Annotated in this window: 26 protein-coding genes and 1 pseudogene; 4 read left to right on the top strand and 23 right to left on the bottom strand. The window is 42.2% G+C overall.

Going from position 1 to position 23981, the window contains the following annotated elements; genetic code table 11:
* Positions 1–248: 248 nt before the first annotated feature.
* Positions 249–1382, bottom strand: a complete 1134-nt coding sequence (locus tag MiAbW_RS01105) for a glycosyltransferase (protein ID WP_151694561.1) — start codon at positions 1380–1382, stop codon at positions 249–251.
* Positions 1383–1534: 152 nt separating this feature from the next.
* A pseudogene (locus tag MiAbW_RS01100) lies at positions 1535–1701 on the bottom strand (transposase); the annotation flags it as partial.
* A gap of 177 nt (positions 1702–1878) precedes the next feature.
* Between MiAbW_RS01100 and MiAbW_RS01095 the strand changes: the two are divergent.
* The 3 genes from MiAbW_RS01095 to MiAbW_RS01085 all read left to right on the top strand — a co-directional run bounded on the left by MiAbW_RS01095 (position 1879) and on the right by MiAbW_RS01085 (position 4292).
* Positions 1879–2181, top strand: a complete 303-nt coding sequence (locus MiAbW_RS01095) for a hypothetical protein (RefSeq protein ID WP_238707162.1) — start codon at positions 1879–1881, stop codon at positions 2179–2181.
* 126 nt (positions 2182–2307) lie between these two features.
* A complete protein-coding gene (locus MiAbW_RS01090) occupies positions 2308–3561 on the top strand; it encodes an FIST signal transduction protein (RefSeq protein ID WP_151694559.1) in 1254 nt (417 codons plus the stop codon).
* A 38-nt stretch (positions 3562–3599) separates the two neighbouring features.
* On the top strand, positions 3600–4292 hold the full coding sequence (locus MiAbW_RS01085) for a Uma2 family endonuclease (RefSeq protein WP_151694558.1): 693 nt from the start codon (positions 3600–3602) through the stop codon (positions 4290–4292).
* Here MiAbW_RS01085 and MiAbW_RS01080 read toward each other — a convergent pair.
* The 13 genes from MiAbW_RS01080 to MiAbW_RS01020 form a co-directional block, all read right to left on the bottom strand.
* Positions 4289–5068 (bottom strand): DUF1350 family protein, encoded by a 780-nt coding sequence (locus MiAbW_RS01080; RefSeq protein WP_151694557.1) that lies wholly within the window; start codon positions 5066–5068, stop codon positions 4289–4291. The two genes, MiAbW_RS01085 and MiAbW_RS01080, sit on opposite strands and share 4 nt — an antisense overlap.
* Positions 5069–5393: 325 nt before the next feature.
* The gene (locus tag MiAbW_RS01075) at positions 5394–5942 is read right to left on the bottom strand and encodes a response regulator (protein ID WP_151694556.1); all 549 of its coding nucleotides are present in this window, start codon (positions 5940–5942) and stop codon (positions 5394–5396) included.
* A gap of 245 nt (positions 5943–6187) precedes the next feature.
* Positions 6188–7966, bottom strand: a complete 1779-nt coding sequence (locus tag MiAbW_RS01070) for a S8 family peptidase (RefSeq protein WP_151694555.1) — start codon at positions 7964–7966, stop codon at positions 6188–6190.
* Positions 7967–8098: 132 nt separating this feature from the next.
* Positions 8099–8533, bottom strand: a complete 435-nt coding sequence (locus MiAbW_RS01065) for a VOC family protein (RefSeq protein WP_151694554.1) — start codon at positions 8531–8533, stop codon at positions 8099–8101.
* A gap of 207 nt (positions 8534–8740) precedes the next feature.
* Positions 8741–10096, bottom strand: a complete 1356-nt coding sequence (gene ovoA / locus MiAbW_RS01060; protein ID WP_151694553.1) for a 5-histidylcysteine sulfoxide synthase — start codon at positions 10094–10096, stop codon at positions 8741–8743.
* 40 nt (positions 10097–10136) lie between these two features.
* On the bottom strand, positions 10137–11147 hold the full coding sequence (gene egtD, locus MiAbW_RS01055) for an L-histidine N(alpha)-methyltransferase (RefSeq protein WP_151694552.1): 1011 nt from the start codon (positions 11145–11147) through the stop codon (positions 10137–10139).
* A gap of 229 nt (positions 11148–11376) precedes the next feature.
* On the bottom strand, positions 11377–11661 hold the full coding sequence (locus MiAbW_RS01050; RefSeq protein ID WP_151694551.1) for a DUF7734 family protein: 285 nt from the start codon (positions 11659–11661) through the stop codon (positions 11377–11379).
* A 32-nt stretch (positions 11662–11693) separates the two neighbouring features.
* Complete coding sequence (locus MiAbW_RS01045) at positions 11694–12287, bottom strand: DUF3177 family protein (protein ID WP_151694550.1); 594 nt, start codon at positions 12285–12287, stop codon at positions 11694–11696.
* 180 nt (positions 12288–12467) lie between these two features.
* Complete coding sequence (locus MiAbW_RS01040; RefSeq protein WP_151694549.1) at positions 12468–12692, bottom strand: Calvin cycle protein CP12; 225 nt, start codon at positions 12690–12692, stop codon at positions 12468–12470.
* A 52-nt stretch (positions 12693–12744) separates the two neighbouring features.
* The gene (locus MiAbW_RS01035; RefSeq protein ID WP_151694548.1) at positions 12745–12924 is read right to left on the bottom strand and encodes a hypothetical protein; all 180 of its coding nucleotides are present in this window, start codon (positions 12922–12924) and stop codon (positions 12745–12747) included.
* A gap of 316 nt (positions 12925–13240) precedes the next feature.
* Entirely contained in the window at positions 13241–15085 is a 1845-nt protein-coding gene (locus MiAbW_RS01030; protein WP_151694547.1) for an AAA family ATPase, read from the bottom strand.
* 82 nt (positions 15086–15167) lie between these two features.
* A complete protein-coding gene (locus tag MiAbW_RS01025; RefSeq protein WP_151694546.1) occupies positions 15168–17069 on the bottom strand; it encodes an ArsA family ATPase in 1902 nt (633 codons plus the stop codon).
* A gap of 12 nt (positions 17070–17081) precedes the next feature.
* Positions 17082–17765, bottom strand: a complete 684-nt coding sequence (locus MiAbW_RS01020; protein WP_151694545.1) for a GvpL/GvpF family gas vesicle protein — start codon at positions 17763–17765, stop codon at positions 17082–17084.
* A 92-nt stretch (positions 17766–17857) separates the two neighbouring features.
* On the opposite strand from MiAbW_RS01020, the gene MiAbW_RS01015 reads away from it, so the two are divergent.
* Positions 17858–18193 (top strand): gas vesicle protein, encoded by a 336-nt coding sequence (locus MiAbW_RS01015; protein WP_151694544.1) that lies wholly within the window; start codon positions 17858–17860, stop codon positions 18191–18193.
* 131 nt (positions 18194–18324) lie between these two features.
* On the opposite strand, the gene MiAbW_RS01010 is transcribed toward MiAbW_RS01015, so the two are convergent.
* From MiAbW_RS01010 to gvpA, 8 genes are all read right to left on the bottom strand, one after another.
* Positions 18325–18585, bottom strand: a complete 261-nt coding sequence (locus MiAbW_RS01010; RefSeq protein ID WP_151694543.1) for a gas vesicle protein GvpG — start codon at positions 18583–18585, stop codon at positions 18325–18327.
* A gap of 14 nt (positions 18586–18599) precedes the next feature.
* Positions 18600–19334 carry a GvpL/GvpF family gas vesicle protein gene (locus MiAbW_RS01005; RefSeq protein ID WP_151694542.1) on the bottom strand — a complete coding sequence of 245 codons (735 nt, stop codon included), beginning with the start codon at positions 19332–19334 and terminating at the stop codon, positions 18600–18602.
* A gap of 15 nt (positions 19335–19349) precedes the next feature.
* Positions 19350–19823 carry a gas vesicle protein K gene (locus MiAbW_RS01000; protein ID WP_151694541.1) on the bottom strand — a complete coding sequence of 158 codons (474 nt, stop codon included), beginning with the start codon at positions 19821–19823 and terminating at the stop codon, positions 19350–19352.
* 375 nt (positions 19824–20198) lie between these two features.
* On the bottom strand, positions 20199–20507 hold the full coding sequence (locus tag MiAbW_RS00995; RefSeq protein WP_002803843.1) for a hypothetical protein: 309 nt from the start codon (positions 20505–20507) through the stop codon (positions 20199–20201).
* On the bottom strand, positions 20464–20874 hold the full coding sequence (locus MiAbW_RS00990; RefSeq protein ID WP_002796982.1) for a gas vesicle protein: 411 nt from the start codon (positions 20872–20874) through the stop codon (positions 20464–20466). Before MiAbW_RS00990 ends, MiAbW_RS00995 begins: the two co-directional genes overlap by 44 nt.
* A gap of 29 nt (positions 20875–20903) precedes the next feature.
* Positions 20904–21944, bottom strand: a complete 1041-nt coding sequence (gene gvpN / locus MiAbW_RS00985) for a gas vesicle protein GvpN (protein WP_151694540.1) — start codon at positions 21942–21944, stop codon at positions 20904–20906.
* Between the two features lie 630 nt (positions 21945–22574).
* On the bottom strand, positions 22575–23213 hold the full coding sequence (gvpC, locus tag MiAbW_RS00980) for a gas vesicle protein GvpC (RefSeq protein ID WP_151694539.1): 639 nt from the start codon (positions 23211–23213) through the stop codon (positions 22575–22577).
* A gap of 433 nt (positions 23214–23646) precedes the next feature.
* Positions 23647–23862, bottom strand: a complete 216-nt coding sequence (gene gvpA / locus MiAbW_RS00975) for a gas vesicle structural protein GvpA (RefSeq protein ID WP_002735503.1) — start codon at positions 23860–23862, stop codon at positions 23647–23649.
* Positions 23863–23981 lie beyond the last annotated feature (119 nt).

Genomic DNA, 23981 nt, shown 5'->3' with positions numbered 1-23981 from the left:
GGCTATAATCCTCGCTTTTCTGTCATCACCAGCATCACGTTAAGCTATCAGCGTTGGCTAGATCTCAATTTTAGAGAAGTATCCATAATATTACATTTTGGGCCGATTGCCCGCACCCCCACCATTGGGGAAATACAGTGTTTCTCATCCAGAGGAAGTTTAACCTAATTGGTTATCGACGACTGATGACTGACTCCCTAAAACAAAAACTTCCTAGCTCTCCCTTAAGATAACTGCTCTAATTAAACTTAGCAATAAATTTTAGAGATTGAATGTTCCTCGACAAATAAACTATAGTTACTTTGAAAGATTTCAGGAGTAAATTTATTAGCCTGTTGCCGACAATTTTCTGGATCAATTTTATCACCGTGATCGACAAAAGATTTAACTGCTGCTACCAAAGATTGGGGATTTTGTTCCCCAAAAAGTAATCCTGTTCCCTGGAGAGAATTTTCCCGCAGCTCCCGCACGGTTTCTAAAGCACCTCCGGCAGCAAATGCAATCACGGGAGTACCACAAGCTTGCGCTTCCACTAAAGCAATACCAAAATCCTCACAAGCAGCATAAATAAACGCTTTTGCTTTCGACATATATTCTGCTACCATTTGATCGGAAACCGCACCTAAAATCTGAATATTATCCTTAGCTAACTGTCTGATTAAAGCCATCTGTGGACCATCTCCAATAACCACTAGGGGTAATCCCAATTGATTAAATGCCTCCACAATTAAAGGGACTTTTTTATAACTAACTAAACGAGATACCACTAAATAAAAATCTTCTTTTTTCTCTTGGTAGGGAAAACGCTCGATTTGTACGGGAGGATAAATAACTTTTGCCTTCCGTCGATAACAGCGCCAAATTCGTCTAGCGGTGTGGTGGGAATTAGCCAGAAAATAGTCCACACGATTAGCAGAAATCACATCCCACTGACGCAAATTATGCAAGAGATAACGAGTGAAAATACCGGGTAATCCCCGTCCTAACTTACTATTAGCTAGATAGTCAAAAGTCAAATCCCAAGCATAACGCATGGGAGTGTGACAGTAACAAATGTGCACCTGATCTGGTCGAATTAAAACCCCTTTAGCCACACAATGGGAGGAGGATAAAATTACATCATAATCCTCTAAATTTAACTGCTCGATCGCTAGGGGAAGAAAAGGTAAGTATTTTTGTACGCCATTTCTCGCTTTCGGGAAATTTTGCAGAAAAGTTGTCCCGATCGAGCGACCATAGAGATAACTATCGGGATTAGTGGACTCAAAATCGATCAAAGCGTATAAATCCGCCTCTAGACATTGTAAAATCTCCTTGACCACTAATTCCGATCCCCCCGTCGCCTTTGGGGTTAACCACTCGTGAACCAGAGCGTACTTCATCGAAAAATTGCGTCTGAAACCCCGCCGTAAAACGGCGGCTTTACTATTAAATAGTAGCGCATTTACACCATATATGCTAGAACCTGAGATATGGAGAAAGGCTATTCGTCTCGATTTTACCGGCTCTTCTGGGTTTCGTGTGTTAATTTTTGTTATGAATTAAAGCAAGCAAACAGCTTAAGTAATTGGTAAATCCATAACTTATTCTTTTAATAAGCTTTATTTTGTTATTCATTCCCTCAATTAATCCGTTGTTTGTATGATTTTCAAAGTAATTACAGATACCCTGCAAATGCTTCTGGATCATACTGGCACTACTTGCTCTATTTAAGAATTTTACGCAATTTTATGCCTATTTTTCTCATTTTTGCCCTCTCAAAATTAATTATGCAAGAACTTTAAGGAAAGAGAGAACATCCTGTGTATGCTATCAATTCAACGTCTCGACTTCGCGGTTCGGCCGTGAGCTCAGCCGAACGGGTCAACCGTAATTACTTTGACCAGCAAATTGTTTTGGATGTCAGGCTATCATCAGATGAAATTAGTGATGGGCGTAGATGCTGAGACTGGTTCTATTGGAGAAAGTCATGTTCATTTTGGCTTTAGTAACGACGAAAGTTTTGCCGAATTAATGATGACAACAGTACCAGAAAACGGCATAGCCGTAGAGGATAGAGGGTTTTGTGGCTTTGAGAATCTGCGGCCGAACGGTCAGCCGAACGGTTTCATCCCCCCGCTAATTTTGGTGAGTATTTTGTCGAAAAATGTAGCGGGAGTATTTACCCGACATTTTCGATAACTGGCACAGGTCATGACAATTTTACAATTTATCGCCACCTCCAGGGACGAAGAGCGGATTTTTAGGTTAATTTATTGTTAAGATGATCATTTTTGACCATTTAGACCAAATTTGGGGTCAAGAAACATGAGCGATCGCATCGAGTGGATTAATGCCCTATCAACCCGTCCCTCCCTAGAAGCGGCGGTGACGGAGGTAGTGGAAAAAGTGACAGATAAGTTAGTTGGATCGGCAGATTTAGCCATAATTTTTATTTCTTCTGCCTATGCCAGCGACTATCCCCGTTTGGTTCCCTTAATCTTGGATAAACTCCCGGTTCCTGTCCTAATCGGCTGCGGTGGGTCGGGGATTGTCGGCATGGGTGACAGGGAAAAAGCGCGAGAAATCGAAGCGAGTCCGGCTTTAAGTCTCACCGTCGCCCATTTGCCTAATGTGGAAGTACGGCCCTTCTATCTCGAAGCGGCGGAAATGCCCGATCTCGACAGTTCCCCCTCTAGCTGGACAGAATTATTAGGGGTAGAAGCGGCCAAAAATCCCCAATTTATCCTTTTAGCCGATCCTTTTTCCAGTCGCATCAATGATCTGTTAGAGGGTTTGGATTTTGCCTACCCCGGTTCGGCCAAAATCGGCGGTTTAGTCAGTGGCGGCATGATCGAACGTTCTGGGGGTCTATTCTACCACGATCAACAAAAACCCCGTAATAGCTATCTCTATCGTCAGGGAACCGTAGGAATCGCCCTTTCTGGCAATATTATCGTCGAAACTATCGTCGCCCAGGGTTGTCGTCCCATCGGACCGATTTATCAGGTGAGTGAGGGAGAACGCAATATTATCCTCTCCATGACTGGTAAAGGGGCCGATGCTACCCCGCAACCACCTTTAAACCTACTGCGGGATTTAATTGCCTCCTTAAGGGAAAAAGACCGAGAATTATCGCAACACTCCCTTTTTATCGGTATTGCTAGGGATGAGTTTAAAATGCAGTTGCTGCCCGGGGATTTCTTAATTCGCAATGTTTTGGGAGTAGATCCTCGTCAAGGTGCGCTCGCAATTGGCGATCGAGTTCGTCCGGGGCAGCGGGTACAATTTCACCTGCGCGATGCCGACACTTCCGCCCTAGATTTAGAATTGCTTTTGCAAGCTTTTCCCCAAGAAAAACCCCATAGTTCAGAGGTACTAGGTGCTTTGATCTTTTCCTGTCTCGGTCGCGGGGAAAATCTCTACGAAAAACCGGACTTTGATTCGGGTCTTTTTCAGCGTTATTTCGCCAATGTTCCCCTCGCTGGTTTCTTTTGCAACGGAGAAATAGGGCCGGTGGCCGGTCGCACTTTTTTACACGGTTATACCTCGGCTTTTGCCCTCTTTCGTCAGAGAATTTAATGCTATACTAAATAGCTAGTACGATAGGGAGTAGAACGATGATCAAGGCGATATCTTTCTCTGAGTCGGAGATGATCTATCCCGATAGTGATGGTAAACCGATGGCCGATAATACCAAACAATTTCGCCCGATTGTGACGATCAAGGAAAATCTCGAATGTTTATTCGCAGAGAATGATAATGTGTTTATCGCCGGCGATCTGTTGTGGTATCCGGTCGAGGGAGATAATAAAACCTGTCAAACGCCGGATGCTATGGTGGTATTTGGCAGACCCAAGGGCGATCAAGGTTCCTATAAGCAATGGTTAGAAAACCAGATTGCGCCGCAGCTAGTCTTTGAAATTCTCTCCCCGGGCAATACTAAAGCGGAAATGCGCCGAAAATGGCAATTTTATCAGCGTTTTGGCGTAGAAGAATATTATCTCTACGATCCCGATGCTAATTATCTACAGGGTTGGTGGCGAAGGGGTGATCAATTGGAGATGATTCCTGCGATCGATAATTGGCTGAGTCCGCGGCTACAGATTCGTTTTCAACTGGAGAGTCCCCAGTTAGCTATTTTTTATGCCGACGGCTCGCGGTTTTTGACCACCCTAGAAATCAAGCAAAAAGCGGAATTAGCCGAGCAGCAAGCCCAACAGGAACGCCAACAGGCCCGGGAAGCTGAGGCAAAATTAGCCCGCTTAGAGGCGCAATTACAGGCCCTGAAGATTAATCTAGAGGAAAGCTAACGAAAGGCTGGAAGGACGGGGTTTAACCAGTGGAGAATCTCATCTTTGAGACGGGAATTATCCCGGGCAAGTCCCTGTTTTAACCATTGACCGATCGCATCGAGGGGAGTAAATACTTCTCCGGTTTGCCAACTGACATCTTGACTCAAGGGAGTGAGATGATTGCCCGGGAGAGTTCGCAGGGCAATTAAATCATGAAAGCGTTTTTTTAGCAGGGGATTTAATACTAGAGATTGATCGATCGTGTCGTCTTGAAAACGGATTAAAAGATTGCGACGAATGGCATAATCTTGGAAAATTAACTCGTTTGTTTCTTCGGGGGAAGGAGTAAATTCGAGGTTAAAAGTGGTGTCAATTTGCAAAGGTTCGATAAAGGGAATAGCCCGACGAATGGGATAATTATTAAAGGAAATGAGGATATTTCCCGCCCGTTCCACTTCGTAGAGACTACCGATTAATAAATGCAGTTTACACCCCATGCTGTGACCCAATCCGTAGATGGGGAGATAACCTTGGGGCATACTATGATTCCAGCGCAGACGTTCAATAATATTATCAAAACGGTTTAAAACTGTGCGGGCGATCGATTTGTGATCGAGGGTATTAACAAAGGGAGTCGCGACAATAGCGTACCCTGAATTCCCAAGACTTTCTAATAACCAACGATAGGTAATATTCGGGGCTGCCGCCACAAATGCCCCCCCTAAAAAGTGAATGATACCCTGGGGACGACGGGGGATAAAAACCCAATTACCTGCTATTTCTTGCCAATTCATAATTAGTTATCAGTTAATTAATAACTTAGTCACTCACCAAATAAATACCACTTCATATTATACTAAATCCTGTTTAAAAGGGATAGGAGATGAGTTTTTCTAATGTTTGTAACTCCGAGCTAGACTGGTAAGGTGTACTGCATTTAAACTGCGTATTGGATATTTTCGTACAAATGCTCAAACTCCATCTCCTTGCTCCCTTCTCCCCTCTCCCTTGTAGTCTTAACGAGTAATTTAGATAGTCAACAGCTTATTAGCCAGAGATTGACACCACCAGATAACGATAACTGCTTGCCCAAGTTATAAAAAATCGGGATGAATAGTTCTAGGCCAGTTTTTTCTTAATAAAAGCCACTAATTGCGACATTTGTTTCTTCATACTTGCCATTTCTGTTTGCATTTGGGCAATTTGGGCATGGAGAGTCTGAATATCAGTGCTATAATCCCCAGTGAGTTGCTGTAGTTTCGGGCTAGAAACTTTTGGTTGGGGAGAATATTGTTTGGCCTTGGCCATCGCTTCTTTAACCGCTTCTACCAATTGTTTTTGGTCAAAAGGCTTCTCAATAAAGGCAAAATGCTGGAAAGGTTCGGGGATTTTCTCTACTACCTCCTCTTTCCGTCCCGACATTAACACTAGGGGGATACTTTTGAGATTATCTTCGCTTTGGATTTGCTGAAACACCTCCCAACCGCTCATTTTCGGGAGAAGGAAGTCCAAAATAATCAAATTCGGGTTTTCGGCACGGATGAGATTATAGCCCTCTAATCCGTCTTTAGCTTCGAGGAATTCAAAGTTACCCTCTGGTAACATATCGCGAACGCGCATCCTGATCACTTTACTGTCATCGATAACGAGAATTTTATGATTTGACACGATATACACCTTAGAAAAGAGACAATAGATAAGCTCGATGATTCGAGGGGGTATTGAGGGAAACTTTCGGGATACGGATTCAGCATTCCCAAAAACCCCTCAGAAACTAACATACATCATAAAGAAAAAACCTCGGTTCATGTCCGAGGCTGCTGTTGTAGGAGAACTCAATGCAAAACCAAAGGAAGATACCAAAACCAAAGATTATCGGTAAATCACCTTTGTTGTCCCATTGTAACCCCTGTTTAAGCGTATCGGGAGGAAGTAGCACTTTTTAGGGCTAAATAACCTAAAACAAGACATAAAAGCGCATTTACACCCAAAAATGCCTGAGCGATCGCACCAGAACCTAACCAGATCAGAGTAGGATGGATAACAGCACTGATACCTAAAGTCACCGCCATAGCTAAAGATACCCCCACTGCTAACCATTTTGCTTGGGGATGGCCCAAAAGCAGGGCAATCAGGACAAAAGGCAGGATAACACTAGCAAAAAGCGGGTTAAGGGCAGAACTTCCCTGAATAACGCCTCCTAGGTCGGAAAGAGAACTCCCCATGACACGGAAAGGCCATTGGGGTAAATCAAAGATATAAAGACCTCTGAGGAAAAATAAGCCAGAACTGCCAAAAATTAGACCAGCATTCAAAAATCCGTTCCAAGAGAAGGGAAAATAATTTCTCAGCCACCAAGCGAGGAGATAAGAACCCAAAACCATGGCCATTTTGGGCAAAACCGCCACCGCACCGCCATCAATCCAGAAACGGGGATTGAGATAACCGTTATCGCGCAACCAACGCCAAAAATCCCGGAAAGTAACCTGTCCTTTTAGAGCCAATTGTACGGCACTGCCCGCATCTAATTGTCCGGCCCCAAAATGATTAAAGGGATCATCATTGATCTTACGGGCCGACTGTTGCAAAACCTCTAAAACTGCATTGGGTTCTTTAATTCCCGCCGCCTTAATTAAAGCTACCACCCCGGCAACGTGAGGGGCTGCCATGCTGGTTCCCTGAAAACCGAGGAACGCTGGTTCCCCCCCCTTAGCCGGATCGATGGTTTCTTGGATAATTTTACCCGTATCGGAGCCGCCGGGGGCAGCAATATCGATTCCAGCCCCGAAATTAGAATAGGGGGCTTTATTTCCGGAGGCATCTACCGCAGAAACGCCGATAACGTGGGGAAAACGGGCAGGATAGGCGGCGGAATTATCATCGGCATTGCCGGCAGCGGCGACGATTACCACACCTTTACTATAGGCATATTCGATCGCCTCTTTCATTACCTGGGTTTCCCCCCCACCCCCTAAACTCATATTGATGACATCGGCTTTATTATCGACGGCAAAACGGATCGCTTCGGCAATATCTCCCACGGTTCCCCCACCCGTCCCGGAAAGTACCTTGAGGGGCATAATTTTGGCTTTGTAGGCGATGCCGGCTACCCCGTAGTTATTATTGGTCGATTGGGCAATTGTTCCCGCTACATGGGTTCCGTGACCGTTATCGTCCTCGGCATTGCTGCGATCGTTGACGAAGTCGTAGCCTTCCACAAACTCGGTTTCTCGCAGATCGGGAACTTTTGATACACCTGTATCAATAACGGCGACGGTGATCCCTTCTCCGTGATTTTCTTCCCAAGCGCGTTCGATGTTTATCCCCCGCAGGTTCCACTGTTTGCTATAGTCGGGGTCATTGGGGGCGATAAAAGCATGATAAATATAATCGGGTTCGATCGATTCGGTGTATTTTTTTAGGTCGGAATTGCGGAGAGTTTTCAGTAGTTTGCTATCTCCTGCTACGGTGTAAAGATGTTCATCGATGGAAAAAATACTATTTAAACTGGTGGTTTTTCCCGCTTTTTTGTTGATAGCATTTAACTGTTCATCTAGGACGCTGACTGGTATATCGTCCCTGAAGTCGATTAAAATTGATTGATATTCGCCCCTATGTGCTAGTCCAGTAAAGTTAAAGATAGCAAATCCTAGACCGAGCATAAATAGGGTTAACAATAAAATTTTTTTCATAGATTTCCTAAGAATTTATCATTACAAGCCAAGGTTTTTAGTTTCGATGAGAGAATCTGAGGGAAGTTCCCCTATTTTTGTCGCAGTTGAAGATAGGACTAACCACTTACAAAAAGTCACCTGTGGTTTATTTTAAGCTCGATCGCCGATCGCTGTTAATTCCCGACTGGCAAAAATAGCTTCGTAGTGGCGATAATGTTTAAATTCAAGGAGATTATAGAAAGGATCCTCTAGGAAAAAGGTTTTATGTTCGGTTATCTCCCCATTAAAGCGAGTTTTGGGTTCTAGATAAAATTTTAGTTGATTGACTCGTGCTTTTTCGAGAAGATTGTCCCAATCCCTGGCATCTGGCAGAATTAGACCAAAATGGCGAGGATAAATGCTATTTTGGGGAGTAAGAGGCGTTTCGGTAACGTGAGCGACTACCTGATGACTATAGAAATTTAAGATTATCGCTTTCTCGGTTTCCCTTCCCGCTAAACAACCTAAACCATCACAGTAAAAGCTTTTAGCGGTGGACACATTGGTAATCGGAATAGCGAGATGAAAAATTGCAGGTTGATTCATGGTGATCGAGTTTATCTGCACTCTACTAGGTTCTATTGTAGCGATCGAGGGGCGATTCTTCCAGGAATTTTTTTTTAAATTGGCAATTACCTAGGATTGGCCGAATAAAAGTAGAATTCAGTCCAGTAAAGGGATTGAAACCCTTTACTGTTGCCTCTTGCCTCTTGCCTCATCTCCACAAGCAATTTAAATGCGCGGGCAGCCTAGCTAAAGACTTTGCGCAATTCTAAAACCAGCGTGTTGATAAAAATTCCGGCGAAACCAATTGCGGTAGTAGGGTAGGATTTCTGTGCCGTTAGTCACCCAAGCTCCTCCTAACATCATTTTATGTTGACTGTTGAAGAAAGGAGTGGAATTGTCAGCATAGAGGTAATGGGGTTGAAAGTCAGTTAAGGGATTAAAATCATCTTCTAGCCATTCCCAGACGTTACCGCGTAAATCATAAATTTCTGAGTTATTACCCGCATTTTTTAACATTCCCACGGGAGTGGGAGAACAGAATTTTAAATTGAGGTTATAGTCATCAAATTTATCGTTTTCTAGGGTGTAATCTCGATTTTTTTGACTGCCATAGGTGACTAAATTCCACTCAGCTTCGGTCATTAAACGTATTCCTTGACCTTGAAAACGACAGTAGGCTATCGCTTCATAATAGTTAACTTCTACTGGCCAATCCAGAGGTAAATCGAAAACATCAAACATGGCTCGATATTGATAATTTCCTCCCTCATCTACCAGCCAAAATTTAGGATATTTGACTTGATAATGATTTTTCCATTGCCAAGCTTCCTCATCCCAATAACTGGGATTTTCATAGCCACCATTATCAACAAATTTTTTAAATTCTCCGTTGGTGATCATATATTTACTCACCAGAAAATTGTTAACTTGAACTTGACGATAACCATACTCATTATCCCAACCATAAATGGGAGAATCTTCGGGTTTACCAATTTCTACTATTCCCCCAGAAACCACTACCATTTGATTAGGATAAGCTTGACCAAAAGAAGGAGCATAATGCCAACTTTGAGGACGTTGCAGACAGTCTAAGGGCATTTGTCTGAGTAACATTGAAGATGTTTCAAAATGAACACGCTGATGTTCAATTCCCATCATTAATGCCCAAAGAGAATGGCGAGTATGAATAGGAAGATTAAGGGGGATATTTTTAATTATTTCGACCACAATTTCAGAGACTTGTTGCCGATATTCCCACACTTTAGCCACCCCAGGCCACTGAATATGAGCGATAGCAGAGTTTAATTCTTCAGGAGTTGCCGGATCTACTCCCACTCCAAACAATAATTCATAGTCAGGATTAGGGCTTTTTTTTAATAGGTTAACCAGTTGCAATTTATTCAGATAAAAAGCGGCAGCGTGACCTAAATAAAAAATGAGGGGATTTCTTAAATCGTCAGGGTTACAGTAAAAAGCTTCTTCTTTGATAATGCTTTTTAACAGCAGATCTTCTAATTGCCAAGCATTTTCAAAATAGTCCAGTATATTTTCTCGACTACAGTTTTTTAGAGAGATAGGAGCCTGTGCTTGAATAGCTTCCATGTTTTTATGCCTCTATTACTGATGATAATGTTTTCGTTATTTAAAGAGATAATTGACAGAGAATTAAACCGAATAAATTTTCGGGATCGGTGAAAACCTTGAGCGGTTTTAATCCCTTTGATTCTAGGTCTTTTGTCATAGTTTCTAGGTTAAATTTGCGCGAAATTTCGGTTAAAATACTTTCCGATGCTTTAAAATTAACTGTTAAATCGAGTTTTTTGATATGAACAGGATGATTTTTTTGACAAATTAAATACATTTCAATTTGGGATTGATCTTGATTATAGATAGCTTGATGACTAAATAAATCAAGGTTAAAATCAGCTTGAAAACGCCAATTTAAATGGGAAAGCATATTTAAATTAAAAGCGGCTGTCACCCCTTGAGAATCATTATAAGCTGCTTCTAAAATTGCCACTGGTTTTTGCAGATCAATTCCCAATAAAAAATAATCTCCAGCTTTTAGAACAGTAGCAATTTTTTCTAAAAATTTATCACATTCAGCCGCAGAAAAATTACCGATCGAACTTCCCAAGAAAAAAATCATTCTGGTATTATCAGAAGCATTTTGATAATAAGCTAATGCCTGTTCATAGGTTCCAATTAACCCCTGAATTGGTAAATTAGGATATTCTTTTTGTAATTCTATGACACTAGCTTTGAGAATAGTTTCACTAACATCGATAGGTACATATTTAGACGATTTTTGTTGCTGATAATAAGCGTCCAATAACAGACGAGTTTTAGTGGAACTACCACTACCTAATTCGATCAATTCACAGCCCCCTGTATAAGCGACAATTTCTTGAGCATATTCTTGGAGAATAGCCGATTCTGTCCTAGTGGGATAGTATTCTGGCAATTGACAGATTTCTTCAAAAAGTTGGGAACCTTGCCGATCATAAAAATATTTAGATGGTAAACTTTTGGGGGTTTTAGTTAATCCTTCAATTACATCTTGTCCCTGATCTTTAACTATATTTTTGCCAGTAGCAGCGGTGGCTAAATACTCAATTTGTAACAGTTCTTGGTTAGATTGTTTAAGTTGCATAGATTCTCCGATTATTCTCAGGTTTTTTGATTGTTCTCGATCGATACCGAGTATAAAATCTACTTTGACAGCTTGAATGCTGGCAGAGATTATTGTTCTCTGGTAACTTTACCACTAAAACGCCGCAAAATTTACCTCTTGTCTAGATAGACAAAGTTTATGGATGGTAAATAAAAGCTGTTAAATCCATCGAGATGAGTGCTGATGTTATTCAAGTAAAATTACTGGTTTAATTAATCAGTAAAGACTGCATTTCCTCTAAGGTAAGATTTTCTTGAATATAGCGAGGGTTAAGGGAATGATAGGGACTAGCAAGACGATCTATCTTAATAATTGTCGCCGTTTCAGGAATGAGCGGAATATCGGGATCGTAGGGGGTGCTGCGGGTAAGGGAACTAGAAAAACCTTTAAAAATAGAGATTTCTTCCTCCTCCCCATCCACAGCAATAGTCACTAATAAAACCTCTTGGGGATTTTTGATGCTGTATTGTTCGAGTTGTTGACCAATATTCATAGAAAAATGGCTAATCATCAATAGCTAAAGACCTACTGTTGTAAAGCTGAACGTCCCTGTTTGCCAAGGCGAATAAGAAGAAAATGGGCAAAATAGAGAGTATAAAAAGAGAGACCAACCAAACCAAAAAAGCCCAAAACATTAGCGGTGGCTTCTGAATGAAAAATCTCGCGAAACTGCCAGGGTGCTTCCTGCCAAACCTGACAATAGGGAGAATTTAGCAATTCCCCTGACATAGCACAAGAGAGAAAAGGTAAGGTAGAAATTGCGCCCAAAGGACTATAAATCGTTACTGCCCAACGCCAAGCAGTGGTGACAAATTTAATCGGACTGGCGGGTAAATCTTTAATTTCATCGTTAATATCCACCCAAAACCAGAGGGACATCGGGATTAAAATCTTAGCTAAAAAACTGGTGACAAAACCAATCGGCCAGGAAGCGATCATTAAATATACGGTAATTAATAAAAGACTAGCCACTCGCCAATAGATGATCAACAATTTCTGCAATGATTCGATTTTTGCAAATAAAGACCAAATTAACAAAATTGCTGGAATAATCACCGTAAATAGGACGGCTAAACGATAATCTATCCAAACGAGAGGACGAAACCAAAGTTGATTCATAAATTATTTAGACATAATTACACTGTCAACATTTTACTGTCTTCGGACGCAGGAGCCAAAATCGGCTCGGCCACAGCTTGACCGACAAACTAAAAAACGAGGGGCGATCTCTTTATAGTTGAGATCGCCCTAAAGCTAGGATTCTACTGTGAGGAGAGAAAAAACTGCTGCCTGACTGGATTAATCTTCATAAAGGCGACACTCGGCGGCATCGGGATTATCAGCACAATACTTTTCAAAGTAGGTTTTTTGGGGGTGGTCTTGACGTTGGTGAGCGGCTTCTGCTTGTAATTCTTCCACCGCATCCCAAGCGGCGGCACATTCGCCAGAGGTGGCACCTTCCATACTACAGACGGCTCTGGCGTTTTCTAGCTCTTCTTGAATTTTATCTTGGATATTGCTCATGATTCCTCTGGAATTGATCTATTGATACTCTAACAATTATACAGTCACCTTCTCAAACCATAGGATCGGTTATCCCACTCGATCGCCTTTCCTGTTCTACTAAGCCGATCCTACCGCGATTTTTGGGGAATTTAACATCAAGATTTCCTGACAGGCCAATTTTTAGCCCAGATTCCCCACTGGAGAAATGCCAGAGGGATTTCTCGCCGGGATAGACAGCGAGCAGAACCATATATCGACTTATTTGGGGCTGGCTGAATAAATCTAAAAACCTTGTTGGATAATGTCTTTGGGCTTTTTTGACATCAAAAAGTGTCAGCCATTGGAGTGATCGGGGGGAATTTTCAGGGACTTTTTCCCCGAAAATTGGGTAATTGACCACCTCAAAATCGGTAAAACCCTACACCCCATACCCTGCCACCAGGAAAAACTTTTTCAGCAAACCTTAATTGGACCGATTATTGCAGCCATTTTGGCACATTTTCCTTTTTAGGATGGTTTTCCTGAGTTGATATTCTCCCCCTTACTTTAAGTAAGGGGGAAAAAAATCAATTGGCACGCTGTTCAACCAACAGTTGGTAAGCATGATTAAAATCAGCCGTTGTAATGCGAATATCAGCCGGGTCAGTCATTCCCTGATGGCGATAACGACGAATTGCCATCAGTGCCGCTTGGTTACATAATAACGCTAAATCTGCACCATTCCAGCCTTCGGTTGCCTCGGCCCAATAGCCTAAATCCACATCCTCTAAAGGACGTTCCTCATTATGGACACCGAGAATTGCTAAACGACTAGAGGCATTCGGTAAATCAACTTTTAACTGTAAATCCAAGCGTCCCGCTCGCAATAGGGCCGGATCTAAGGCATCTGGGCGATTAGTGGCTCCAATCACTAAAATCGTTGCCCCCGTTTGCAACCCATCTAACTCCGTGAGGATTTGTCCCACAACCCGGTCACTCACTCCTGAATCCCCACTATAACGACCTCTTGCTGGTGCTAAAGTATCAATTTCATCAATAAAAACCACACAAGGGGCTGCCTGACGAGCTTTGGCAAACAACTCACGCACCGCTTGTTCACTCGCCCCCACCCATTTACTCAAAAGCTCAGGTCCATTAATACTGATAAAATTAGCTCGCGCCTGAGATGCAACCGCTTTGGCCAATAAGGTTTTTCCCGTTCCGGGTGGACCCCAAAGTAAAATACCTTTGGGAGCTTGGGCTTTGGTTTGCGTATATAATTGGGGATGGAGTAATGCTCCTTCCACGGACTCCTGTAGGGTTTGTTTAATCTGTTCAAGTCCGCCAATATTGTCCCAAGCCACATGGGGAGATTCCACCTCCACAGACCGCAATACCGCCGGTTTAACTTCTTTAAGGGCTTGCAAAAAGTCGGATTGGATCACCGTCATTGTTTCTGGAATTTGCGAGTCAATCGTAGGAACCTGGCGCCGCAAAGCACTATAGGCCGCTTTCTGGCAAACGGCTTTTAAATCTGACCCGACAAATCCCACCGCATTATCGGCAATCAGAGCTAAGGAAACCGATTCATCTAGGGGCATGGAACGGGTGAGAATTTGCAGGATTTCTAAACGGCCTTTGCGGTCAGGCACCCGAAAGAGGACTTCTCGGTCAAACCGTCCAGGACGACGGAGGGCAGGGTCAAGATGGTCGGGACGGTTTGTCGCCGCTAGAACAATCACCCCTTGGCTTTGGGCAAAGCCATCCATTAAACCCAGCAATTGGGCCACCAGTCTTTTTTCTACTTCCCCCTCAACTTTACTGCGGTCAGGTGCCATGCTATCAATTTCGTCAATAAAAACGATACAAGGCGCATTCTTACTGGCTTTCTCAAAAATTCCCCGCAGTTTTTGCTCGGCTTCCCCATAATATTTGCTGATCACCTCTGGTCCGACTAAGGCAATATAGTTAACACCGAGTTCTTCGGCCAAAGCACGGGCAGTCAGGGTTTTACCGGTTCCGGGTGGTCCGACTAAGAGAACGCCGCGAGTGGGTTCAAGTCCTAACTTGGCCAATAAGTCGGGGCGTTTCAGAGGAATGGCAATTAGTTCCTTGAGTTCTTTAATCACTTCCGCCAAGCCACCAACATCTTTCAGGGAAGCCGTGGTCGGTCCTTCGGGCGGTGTCACACTGTCTTCAACCCCTGAATCGGTGGGGGTATCGCGATTGCGATTCACCTCAAAATCATCCCCACCAGAATTGCTCGGGCGAGAAACTCCCCCTGAACGGGGAATACCGCCAGCACGGGGGATGTTACTCAAGGAACGAGAGTTAAACTGCACTTCGGTTTTAATTTCCCCTTTTTCCAGTTTTTCCTCTAAGGTTTTAGCCAGTTCGACTAATTGCTCAAAGCCTTTGAATAGTTCTACCATAAAATTTCTCCTGAGTCAAGTGAAGGATGGGGACTGGGTGATAGATGGGGTTAAGAAGTCCGACTTTAAAGACTAATTACCTTTAAAATAACAGATCTGCCGCGGCTTTGACCCGGGCTAGAGGTTCTACAGACCGAGGTAAACTGGGTAAGCGGATCAAAGTTTGATCTGGGAATAAATCCCGATCAATTTCCTCATTAGCGTGATAACGATTCTGCACGACATAACGTTGATAGACTCCCATTTTTTTCAAAGATTCTGTCAATCGCAGTTGTTCGGCAACGATAGCATCTTGGGCTTGCAAAATTCCAATAAATTCTGTATGTTGGGAATCTTTTAGTTTTTTCTGGGCATACATCACTTGTTGTCTTAAGGTTCGCAATCGTCCCATTAAATCTACACGCCCTAAGACATTTTGATACTTCATCCAAAGCTTAAAAATCCAACTTAACCAATCTCCTAAAGCCGTTGGCATTTCTAAAAATCGCAGGAGATGACCGGTAGGAGCCGTATCTAAAATAATCAAATCTTGTTGTTTCTGGTCTAATAACTCCATTACTTTTACTAGGGACAACATTTCATCAATTCCTGGCAGAGATTGAGCTACAATTTGTCGCCAAGCTTCTGGAGTATAAGCTAGTTTGATGTTTCCTTCTTCCTTACCTTCACCACCAATCATTTCTGCCAGTTCCCATAAATAATCATCCCGAAATTTTTCTAAAATGATATTAGCATCAACTTCTTGACCACTTAAATTAGCAGTTAATTGTGTGGATTGATGTCCTAACTTTGTCCCAAAGGCATCTCCCAAAGAATGCGCTGGATCAATAGAAATAATTCTAATTTTTTGATCGGTATGACGATTAGCTAACGCCCAACCAATGGCCGCAGCAACGGTGGTTTTTCCCACACCCCCCTTGCCACCAATGATAATGAGTTGGCGTTTATCGTCAATAAAATCACTAAAACTCGGCAGAATCTTTTGCGGCCATTGAATAGGAGGCGGCGCCATAAATTCTACTTGTTCGAGGATTTTAATTTGACTCATGATCTGATCTAGTGCTTCACCTCCTAGGGGCTCTTTTGCCTGTTGGGGCAGGGTGAAAATTGTCTCTTGACTTGGAATTTTCAGGAATTTATCGAGGATTTGCTGTTGCTCACTATAGCGGTCTAAATTTTGATTAGGATCTGTTAAAATGCGATTGATAAATAAGCTGCCGCAGGGAATATTTAAGTGATGCAAACTATTGAGTAATCGTTCGGTTTCTAATAAACTCATCGGTTCGGCAATTGCCACAATTAAACAAAGGGTAAAATCCCTATTTTGTAGGAGTTGTTTGCCTTCGGTTAATTCTGATTTTGTTTTGACTAAAAAGTCATCCACATCATCGGCATTGTAGGTTTTTGCAAAAGTTTGCGAAATAACACGATGTTTTTCTTGAAACAACTCTAAAGAATTGAGAATAATCTCTAAAAAGTCTTTAATTTCCAATAAATTTAAGGTATGACCCGAGGGGGCCATATCAACAACAATTCGATCAACAACATTCTCTATTAGTAATCGTTGAATTTCTAATAGACCCATGATTTCATCCAAACCAGGCCAGTCTAAATCCCAAACAGGAGTTAAATCTTCTCCTTCAACAAAACTACCCCGTTCTACCAAAAGTTCTAAAAATCTTCCGTATTTTGCTTTAAACTCTAAAAGCAATTTTTCTGCATCTAATGCCCTAACTTTTAAGTTGGGTAAGTCTTTTACAGGTAATGCTTGATCGCTAACTTCTGTTTGCAATACATCCCCTAAAGAGTGAGCAGGATCGGTTGAGATTAACAGGATTTGTTCCTCGGGAAATAATTTAGCCCAACGGCGAGCAAATCCACAGGAAAGGGTGGTTTTTCCCACTCCTCCTTTGCCACTAAACATAACTAAATGTCGAGTGTCATAACGACTTAGAGAGTTATTTACCAAGTTAAAGTTAGTCATAGAGAAATCAAGTTAAGTAAAGTGATAGGGGGGAGAAACTTGTCCTAATTGTAATTCCCAACGGGGGCAAGCTTTCTGCCAATGCAAGACTTGCTCGATTAGTAAAGGTTCTTCTTGAAAATTAACTAAAAGATAAATTCGTGATTCTGTACCCGGAGAAGTAATAATCCTAGTTGACGGATAGCTTTGGGTGATTAAATTCACGAGATTTTGCCATTCTGAACCTTGCAAAGTATAAAAATCTTGTTGAGCTTCATAAATCTGTTTTTTGGCTAAAAAATATTGTCTGCCCCTGCTTTCAGAAAGGAGTACAGGCTCCTCTAGCTTACGGGGAATACATTTTAAAAGATATTCTCCTTTTCCCTCAAGTTGTTCAATTTTTTCTAGATATTCTTGGGCATGAGAACAAAGATGAGTCAGTAAATTTTCTGCCTCTAAAAAAGATGTACCAAAACGTAGGGGTAAAATAGTGGTTTGTTGAAATAATTCACAGATGACTCGATCATGACATACAACGGATTGAATCAGGCGTTCATCATCATTTTGTAAAGTGTCTAAACAAACTTCGGGTTCGACTACGGCCGAGAAGTCTCCACCGGTTATCAGTAACAATGGGTTAGCCATTCCAACCGGTAATTTTAGGCTTTCTATGGGGGTTTTCAAAAAAGCGTAAGTATATAGATTGTACAATTTCATAGGGTTTACTAACAGAAAATTGACGATTTTTTACGAGTTTTTATATTGGGGCGTTGATATGCTAGAATATTCTAAGTTATTCAGGGATTGTTATGACAACCAATCGTCCACCCAGACCAATTAGATCTAAAATTAGCACCATGCCTCGGAAACAATCTGAAGCAGATAACCAACTTGAGCTTTATAAGTTAATTACTGAAAAACAACGTATCCAAGAAAAATTAGAAATGATGGAGCGGCAGATTCAGCAATTAAAAAATCGTCTCACGTTTGTGACAGAGCAAATTGAGACCACAGAACAAAGTATTCAAAATTTGCGTACAGCAAATCCTCCTAGTGTAGCTAAAAAACCTGATTCCCCCAAAACTGTTGCTCACTCCTCTAATAATAATTCTAGTAATTTCCAAGCTTTTTACCTAGAATATTAAGGCTTAATCAAGGGCTAGTTCTGACCGAGCTTCAACGAGTTCTTGAGCTTGTCAAAGCCGCCCTTACTTTGTTCATGGCCTATAGGGTGGCAAAGATTGCCAGTTATAAACCTGGGAAGTATGGAAAAATTTTAGAGAGAAGATTCAGATTGGTTTTCTGCCTCCTCTTCTTCTAAGGCTTGAATTTTTAATAAAAGTTCTTCTTCCTGAATTTCAAACTCTTCCTCAGAAATGTTGCCCATATCGTAAGATAGTTGTAACGATAATAATAATTTGTGCAAATTTTCAGCTTCATCATATTCTATATTTGCACGCTCTTGAATTTTCTCCCCAATCCAGATCAGACCCCCAATAGGACCGGTAATAGGAAGAAGTAAAAGATCGAGAAACATAACTAATACTCTCCTTAGATAAGTTGGGCAAAGGTATAGGGTGCAGTTAAATTGTTATAGCGAATTCTTAGGCGATCACCAAACTGCTGATCGATCACTTCAACGTTTTGGCTAAATTCTGGCTCTTGCTCCCAGGGAATTAAATAAGCTGCATTGTAAATCATGTCATCCGTCATCGGATCGCTTTCAATCACCTCTTGGGCGCGATGATTTAATTGCTCTCTAAAGACTTGAATAATGTCTTGTTTCCGTTGCAATACAGTGGCTTCAATGAGTTGACCTATATGGATAATTTCTTCCATATTTAAGTTTTTCCCCATCATCGCATCCCGTTCTTGCTTTAACTTCGGATTAGACTCCAAAGCCGCTTGTAATTCCCGCTGATTATCCCAAAAAATCTTAATGCTAACTTCTCGTTGGCCTGACAGTTTAGCAAATAATTCTTTCAGTTGGGTTTTATAGGGATTAATTAATTGTTCGGTGACGGATTCCCAAGTTTTGATAACTAAGCCGAACCGCAGGGGCAACAACGTTGTCAACCCTGCTTCCATGACAGTTTCTAATACTTTTTCGTGGCAAATTAAATAGCGACGGGATGCCAAATACTTCTCTTTATGAGCAGCGGAGTAGAGAAAACTAAAACCATCAATCATCTCGCTGTGAACTGGCTCATTATCAATCCCCTGCAAAACCAGTCCGTCAGGAACTGGTTCGGGAAATATGCCATATAAATAAAGACCCACTGTCATCAGTATTCTCCCAAATTAAAGCGGCTGAGAAGTTAAAACCAAACGAAGCTTGAGGTGAATTAAATCTAGTTGAGCCAAACCCAGATCAACATTTCCTTCCACAACAACTCCGGTACTGAGGAGTCTATCCACTAATTCTAACACAGAAGGCTTAATACCCTCCTCTCCAGGGTAATAACTCCCCGCTTCAGGTAAAAGAGTGCCAAACTCTCCTAGGTGGACATTCAACTCTTCTGGCTCAACCTCAAAAATTTCACACAAATAGAGAATTTGTTCTTGTAATTTTTGGATACTTTCTGCTGCTCTATCTAAATCAGACTCACTGAGAACCCCTTTTTCCATCCGGCGAATGATTTGGGCTTCGAGCAATTGGCGCACCAGTTCCACAACAGTTAACAGTAAAGGGGCTAAACCGGCTTGGCTATTACTTTCTGGACTGGTCAGCAAGGCTTGATTATCAGAATCGTAAGGTGTGCAAGCAAGTGTCATGGTTGGAGTTGGTAAATGAGGAGTTCTTAAGGGTGAGTCTCTAGTGGGGGGCTTGGCCAAGAAATTTTATCTGAGGGAAAAAATGATGTAACCAAGCAATGTCAACTTCCCGCCGCCCTGTGAAGATTCTAGTGACGAATTTACCCGACAGGAGGAATGTGCTTGATTATTTTAACTGGTATCGTAGCCCTCGATTGCCCCCGATTGGGGTAGGGATTTTAAGACTTAAAGTTTAGCTGCCGGGGTTTCTGTTGATAAGGCTTGGGATTGGCTATAGAGATAGGATTCGCTTGCCCACCCATTAATTGCCATCTCCCTTGCTCTATCAACAGAGGCAATCGTTAACTGCTGTAAACTTCTTGACCGTTTGAGGATTCAATTGAGGAATTTCAATATATACGAGGAATGTGCTTGATCGTTGGGACTGCCATCACGTCTCTCCATTACACTCCATTTGGTTAAGGATTTTAAGGTTTGAAGTCGGCGTGAAAGTTCCAGGTTTTCTGCGAATAAAGCTTGGCCTTGGCTAGGGAGGTAGGGATAACCTTGCAAGCTGTTAATCGCAGTTTCCCTAGCTTTATCAAGGGGAGCAATCGTCTCGTGTAAATTTCCTAACCTTTGAGGATTCAGGTGAGGAATTTCACGCATCTGAGGAATGTGCTTCATCGTTCGGACTGGTATCATGGCTCTCTATTGCACTCAATTGGCTTAAGGATTTTAGGGTTTCAAGCTCAGTTTCCAGGGTTTGGAGTCGGAGCGAAAGTTCCCGATTTTCTGCTAGTAAAGCTTGGGATTGGCTATGGAGGTAGGGGTCTCCTTCCCACCAGTTGATCCCCATTTCCCTGGCTTTATCAACAGAGGCAATTAACAAACGAATGCGGATATTTATAAGTTCAGTGGAGGCGATCGAAACGGAAATATCGCCGGCAATTACAATTCCTTTATCTAAAACTCGTTCGAGTATATCCGCTAAACTCGAACCTTGAGTTGCTGTTTTTAGGGAGTTGCTTGACTGGTTTTTGAGCGAGCCAGCAAAAGTGGAAGAAGTCACGGTTGGTTTCACTCAATAAGAGTATAAAATTAGTCTTTTCGCTGAGGCAAGTTGCCTCGCAGTAAAGATTGAATGGCTTTTAACGATTGATTTCCTGTCGAAGGTTCAGGAGTTGACGCTTGGGCATCGGAAGGCTCCGTTTCCTCTACAAAGGATAAGGATTCTAACGGATTGTCCTCGAGGATTTCCCATAAAATCGCTCTTGACTTATCAACAGATAAATTGGTGCGGGACAACAGAACATCGGCGCAGATATCACGGAAGTCCGAGTCAGCGGAGTTGGCCGCAATATCGTGAGAGGCGCAGACTTTAGCAATCATTAAACAAGAGCGCAAACCCGACGTTTTTTCAGTCGCAGTTTTCACACGAAAGGTTTTGACAAGGTTGACAATAAATAAAGCATCTTCTCGACCAATTCCCGTTTTTTGAGCAAGAATTTCTGTCTGAGTTAGTTGGTCCGGTTCAGGCATATTGATAGTTACCAACCGATCCATTAAAGCATCTTGGGTGGCATGAACCCCACAGTATTCTTCTGGGTTGGAGGTGAAAATTGCCCGAAACTGAGAATTGACTTGTAGGTAATCGGGTTGATGGCTAGTGGGCGGCAGGGTGAGAATTTTTTCTTCCAAGGCAGAGAGTAAAACGTTGTTGACCTCAGGCCGAGAACGATTGAACTCATCATAAACTAGGGTAAACCCTTCTCGACAGGCCATTGTTAACCGAGAATCCACCCAATTGTGTTTTAGCTCGTCTTCAACCTTGAGAACGCTGTGGATATAGTTATCCATCAGTTTTTTATGGGTGTAGCCAGACTGACTACCAATTAAATCGGAACTGGTAAAGTCATCATCGCCAAAGATTAGCATCACAGGTCTGGCTAAACAATTGGCCAGGTGCATTGCCAAGGTGGTTTTTCCCGTTCCTGCCGGACCACATAGATGGATGGAAAAACCAGCGTTTAGATAACGTAAGGCGCGAGTGGCAACTTGATCAATCGAAGGCGTAACAACAAATTGACCAGGGCGAAGGCAGAGGATGGATCTTCTTGTTTGAGTTTCAGTAAATGTCATAGTTGAAATCTAGTAAATACTATTGATAATCCCCGCCTGAAGCGGACGGGCATTTTTGAGCTAACAACCGCCTGTTTAGGTTTCCCCTCAATAACCGAGTAGGCAAGGACGCTTGTGTCACCCGAATTTTACGGCAAGAAGTTTAATCGGCTTTGACTTTTAAGGCTTACCCCATGATATATAATATCCCAAAAGATTAGGAACTGTCACCAATTAGCTCTAGAACCTTGATTCTGAAGGTATTTTTAGGAGATTCATTAGTCAAGGGGCTAAGGGTCTAAAATTCTTGTCTAGATTACTTTTCAAGACTTAAACAATGATAAGCCCAGATGCAGTCCTTTTCCCTTACCTCCTTTGTCAATAAAAGACTACTAATCACGACATTAACTATAGACTGAGTGAAGCTTTATCATACTTTTTAATTTACCAGAGACCTAGAGAGGACTAGATAGGAACCCGACACTCCTAGGTTGAGTCTAGAAACTTAGAAAAGCAGGATCAGCATGGTAGGTTGAAAACCAAAGGCTTATTGTTGTATTTTCAGATAGTCCTCTAGTTTAGCCAGGAAAAGGGACTAGAGGGTTTTTACTCTAGCCCTAGGCTTAAGTGGGTTGGAATTAACCTAGAGATTTATTTGCCAAAAACGTAGATAGACAAATCTTGACGAAATTGACGCAATTCGTCTTTTAGCTGTTTCGCTTCAGCTAAACGTCTTTCTTGAAATTGACTTAAATCATCCTTCACCTGTTTAGCTCGATCTAGATGCTGTTGACGTAAGTCGTCCTCTAGCTGTTTCGCTGCCGCTAAGCGCTGTTCTTGGAATTGACTTAAATCCTCTTTCAGCTGTTTAGCTCGATCTAGATGCTGTTGACGTAAGTCGTCCTCTAGCTGTTTCGCTGCCGCTAAGCGCTGTTCTTGGAATTGACTTAAATCCTCTTTCAGCTGTTTAGCTCGATCCAAACGCTGTTGACGTAGGTCGTCCTCGAGCCGTTTCGCTTCAGCTAAACGTTGTTCTTGAAATTGACGTAAATCCTCTTTTTGCTTTTCCGCCTGAGCTAAACGCTGTTTTTGGGTAGCTGTTAAAAACAAGTGGCTTTCCTGTTGAACTTTTTGGAAAGATTGGCGCAAAGCAGTTGCCTGTTCTTGCGCTTGTTTTTGTCTTTCAGTTTTGACATCCAACAGAAAAGATTGGACTTCTCGCGAGAGTTTAGCTACTTCTTCAGCAATCGATAAACGCTCTTGGTGGAACTGTTCCATGAGAGCAGGCATGGGGTTGTCCTCAATTACTAAATACTATGGAATTGACTAGACCCAATCACCCGTTGAAAAAAACATCCACGAGGACTGGGAGAGAGACAGTAGATTCCGACTTTTCTTATCACCCAAAAGTTGAGATAGGGAACTACCGCATCCCACGAAGCGTGGCTTCCTATCCAAAGAATGGCTTTCTGTTGCGAAAAGTAGCGATTCTGGCGATAGGCGGTAAACCTAGCTACAAAGGTCAAAATCACGGTTACAAAAATAATTTGTATGGGTCTAGCTTTGTTTTCGCTATCCGTTGCCGTGCCAACCTGATCAATTATAGACTATTGCGCTCCAAGAGACGGGTAACTAAACTCAATTAGGGATTAAAGAAAAGCCGAGAATCTGAAAAAATCGGTAGGTTTTTAACTGAGCAGATTGGAAAATCTGTGATTGATCCTTAAGCAGGAACCGCCGCAGATTGAGTCAGACCAACGGCTTCAGCATATTTGAGGTAGGTTTCAACCGAAGCGATGACTACACGAGCTTCAATCGCTAATAATTCGATTCCCACCAGAGATACGCGAGCCCAGGCATCAATAACGATACCTTTGTCGAGGATACGATCAATAACTTCAGCCAAGCTAGAGGAAGAGTTGGTTTTTTCAACTGCCATGGTAGATAAACCTTTTTGTTTGTTGTATAAAGTGTACATCGCCTAAGTCATGGAGGATTCAGAAATCTATTTGGTTTTTCTGCCTTCATCACTTCGGCAATTTCGAAATTAACACCCTT

The sequence above is a fragment of the Microcystis aeruginosa NIES-4325 genome (genome assembly GCF_008974145.1).
Classification (GTDB): Bacteria; Cyanobacteriota; Cyanobacteriia; order Cyanobacteriales; family Microcystaceae; genus Microcystis; species Microcystis aeruginosa_G.
This window is presented reverse-complemented; position numbering and strand designations above follow the sequence as displayed.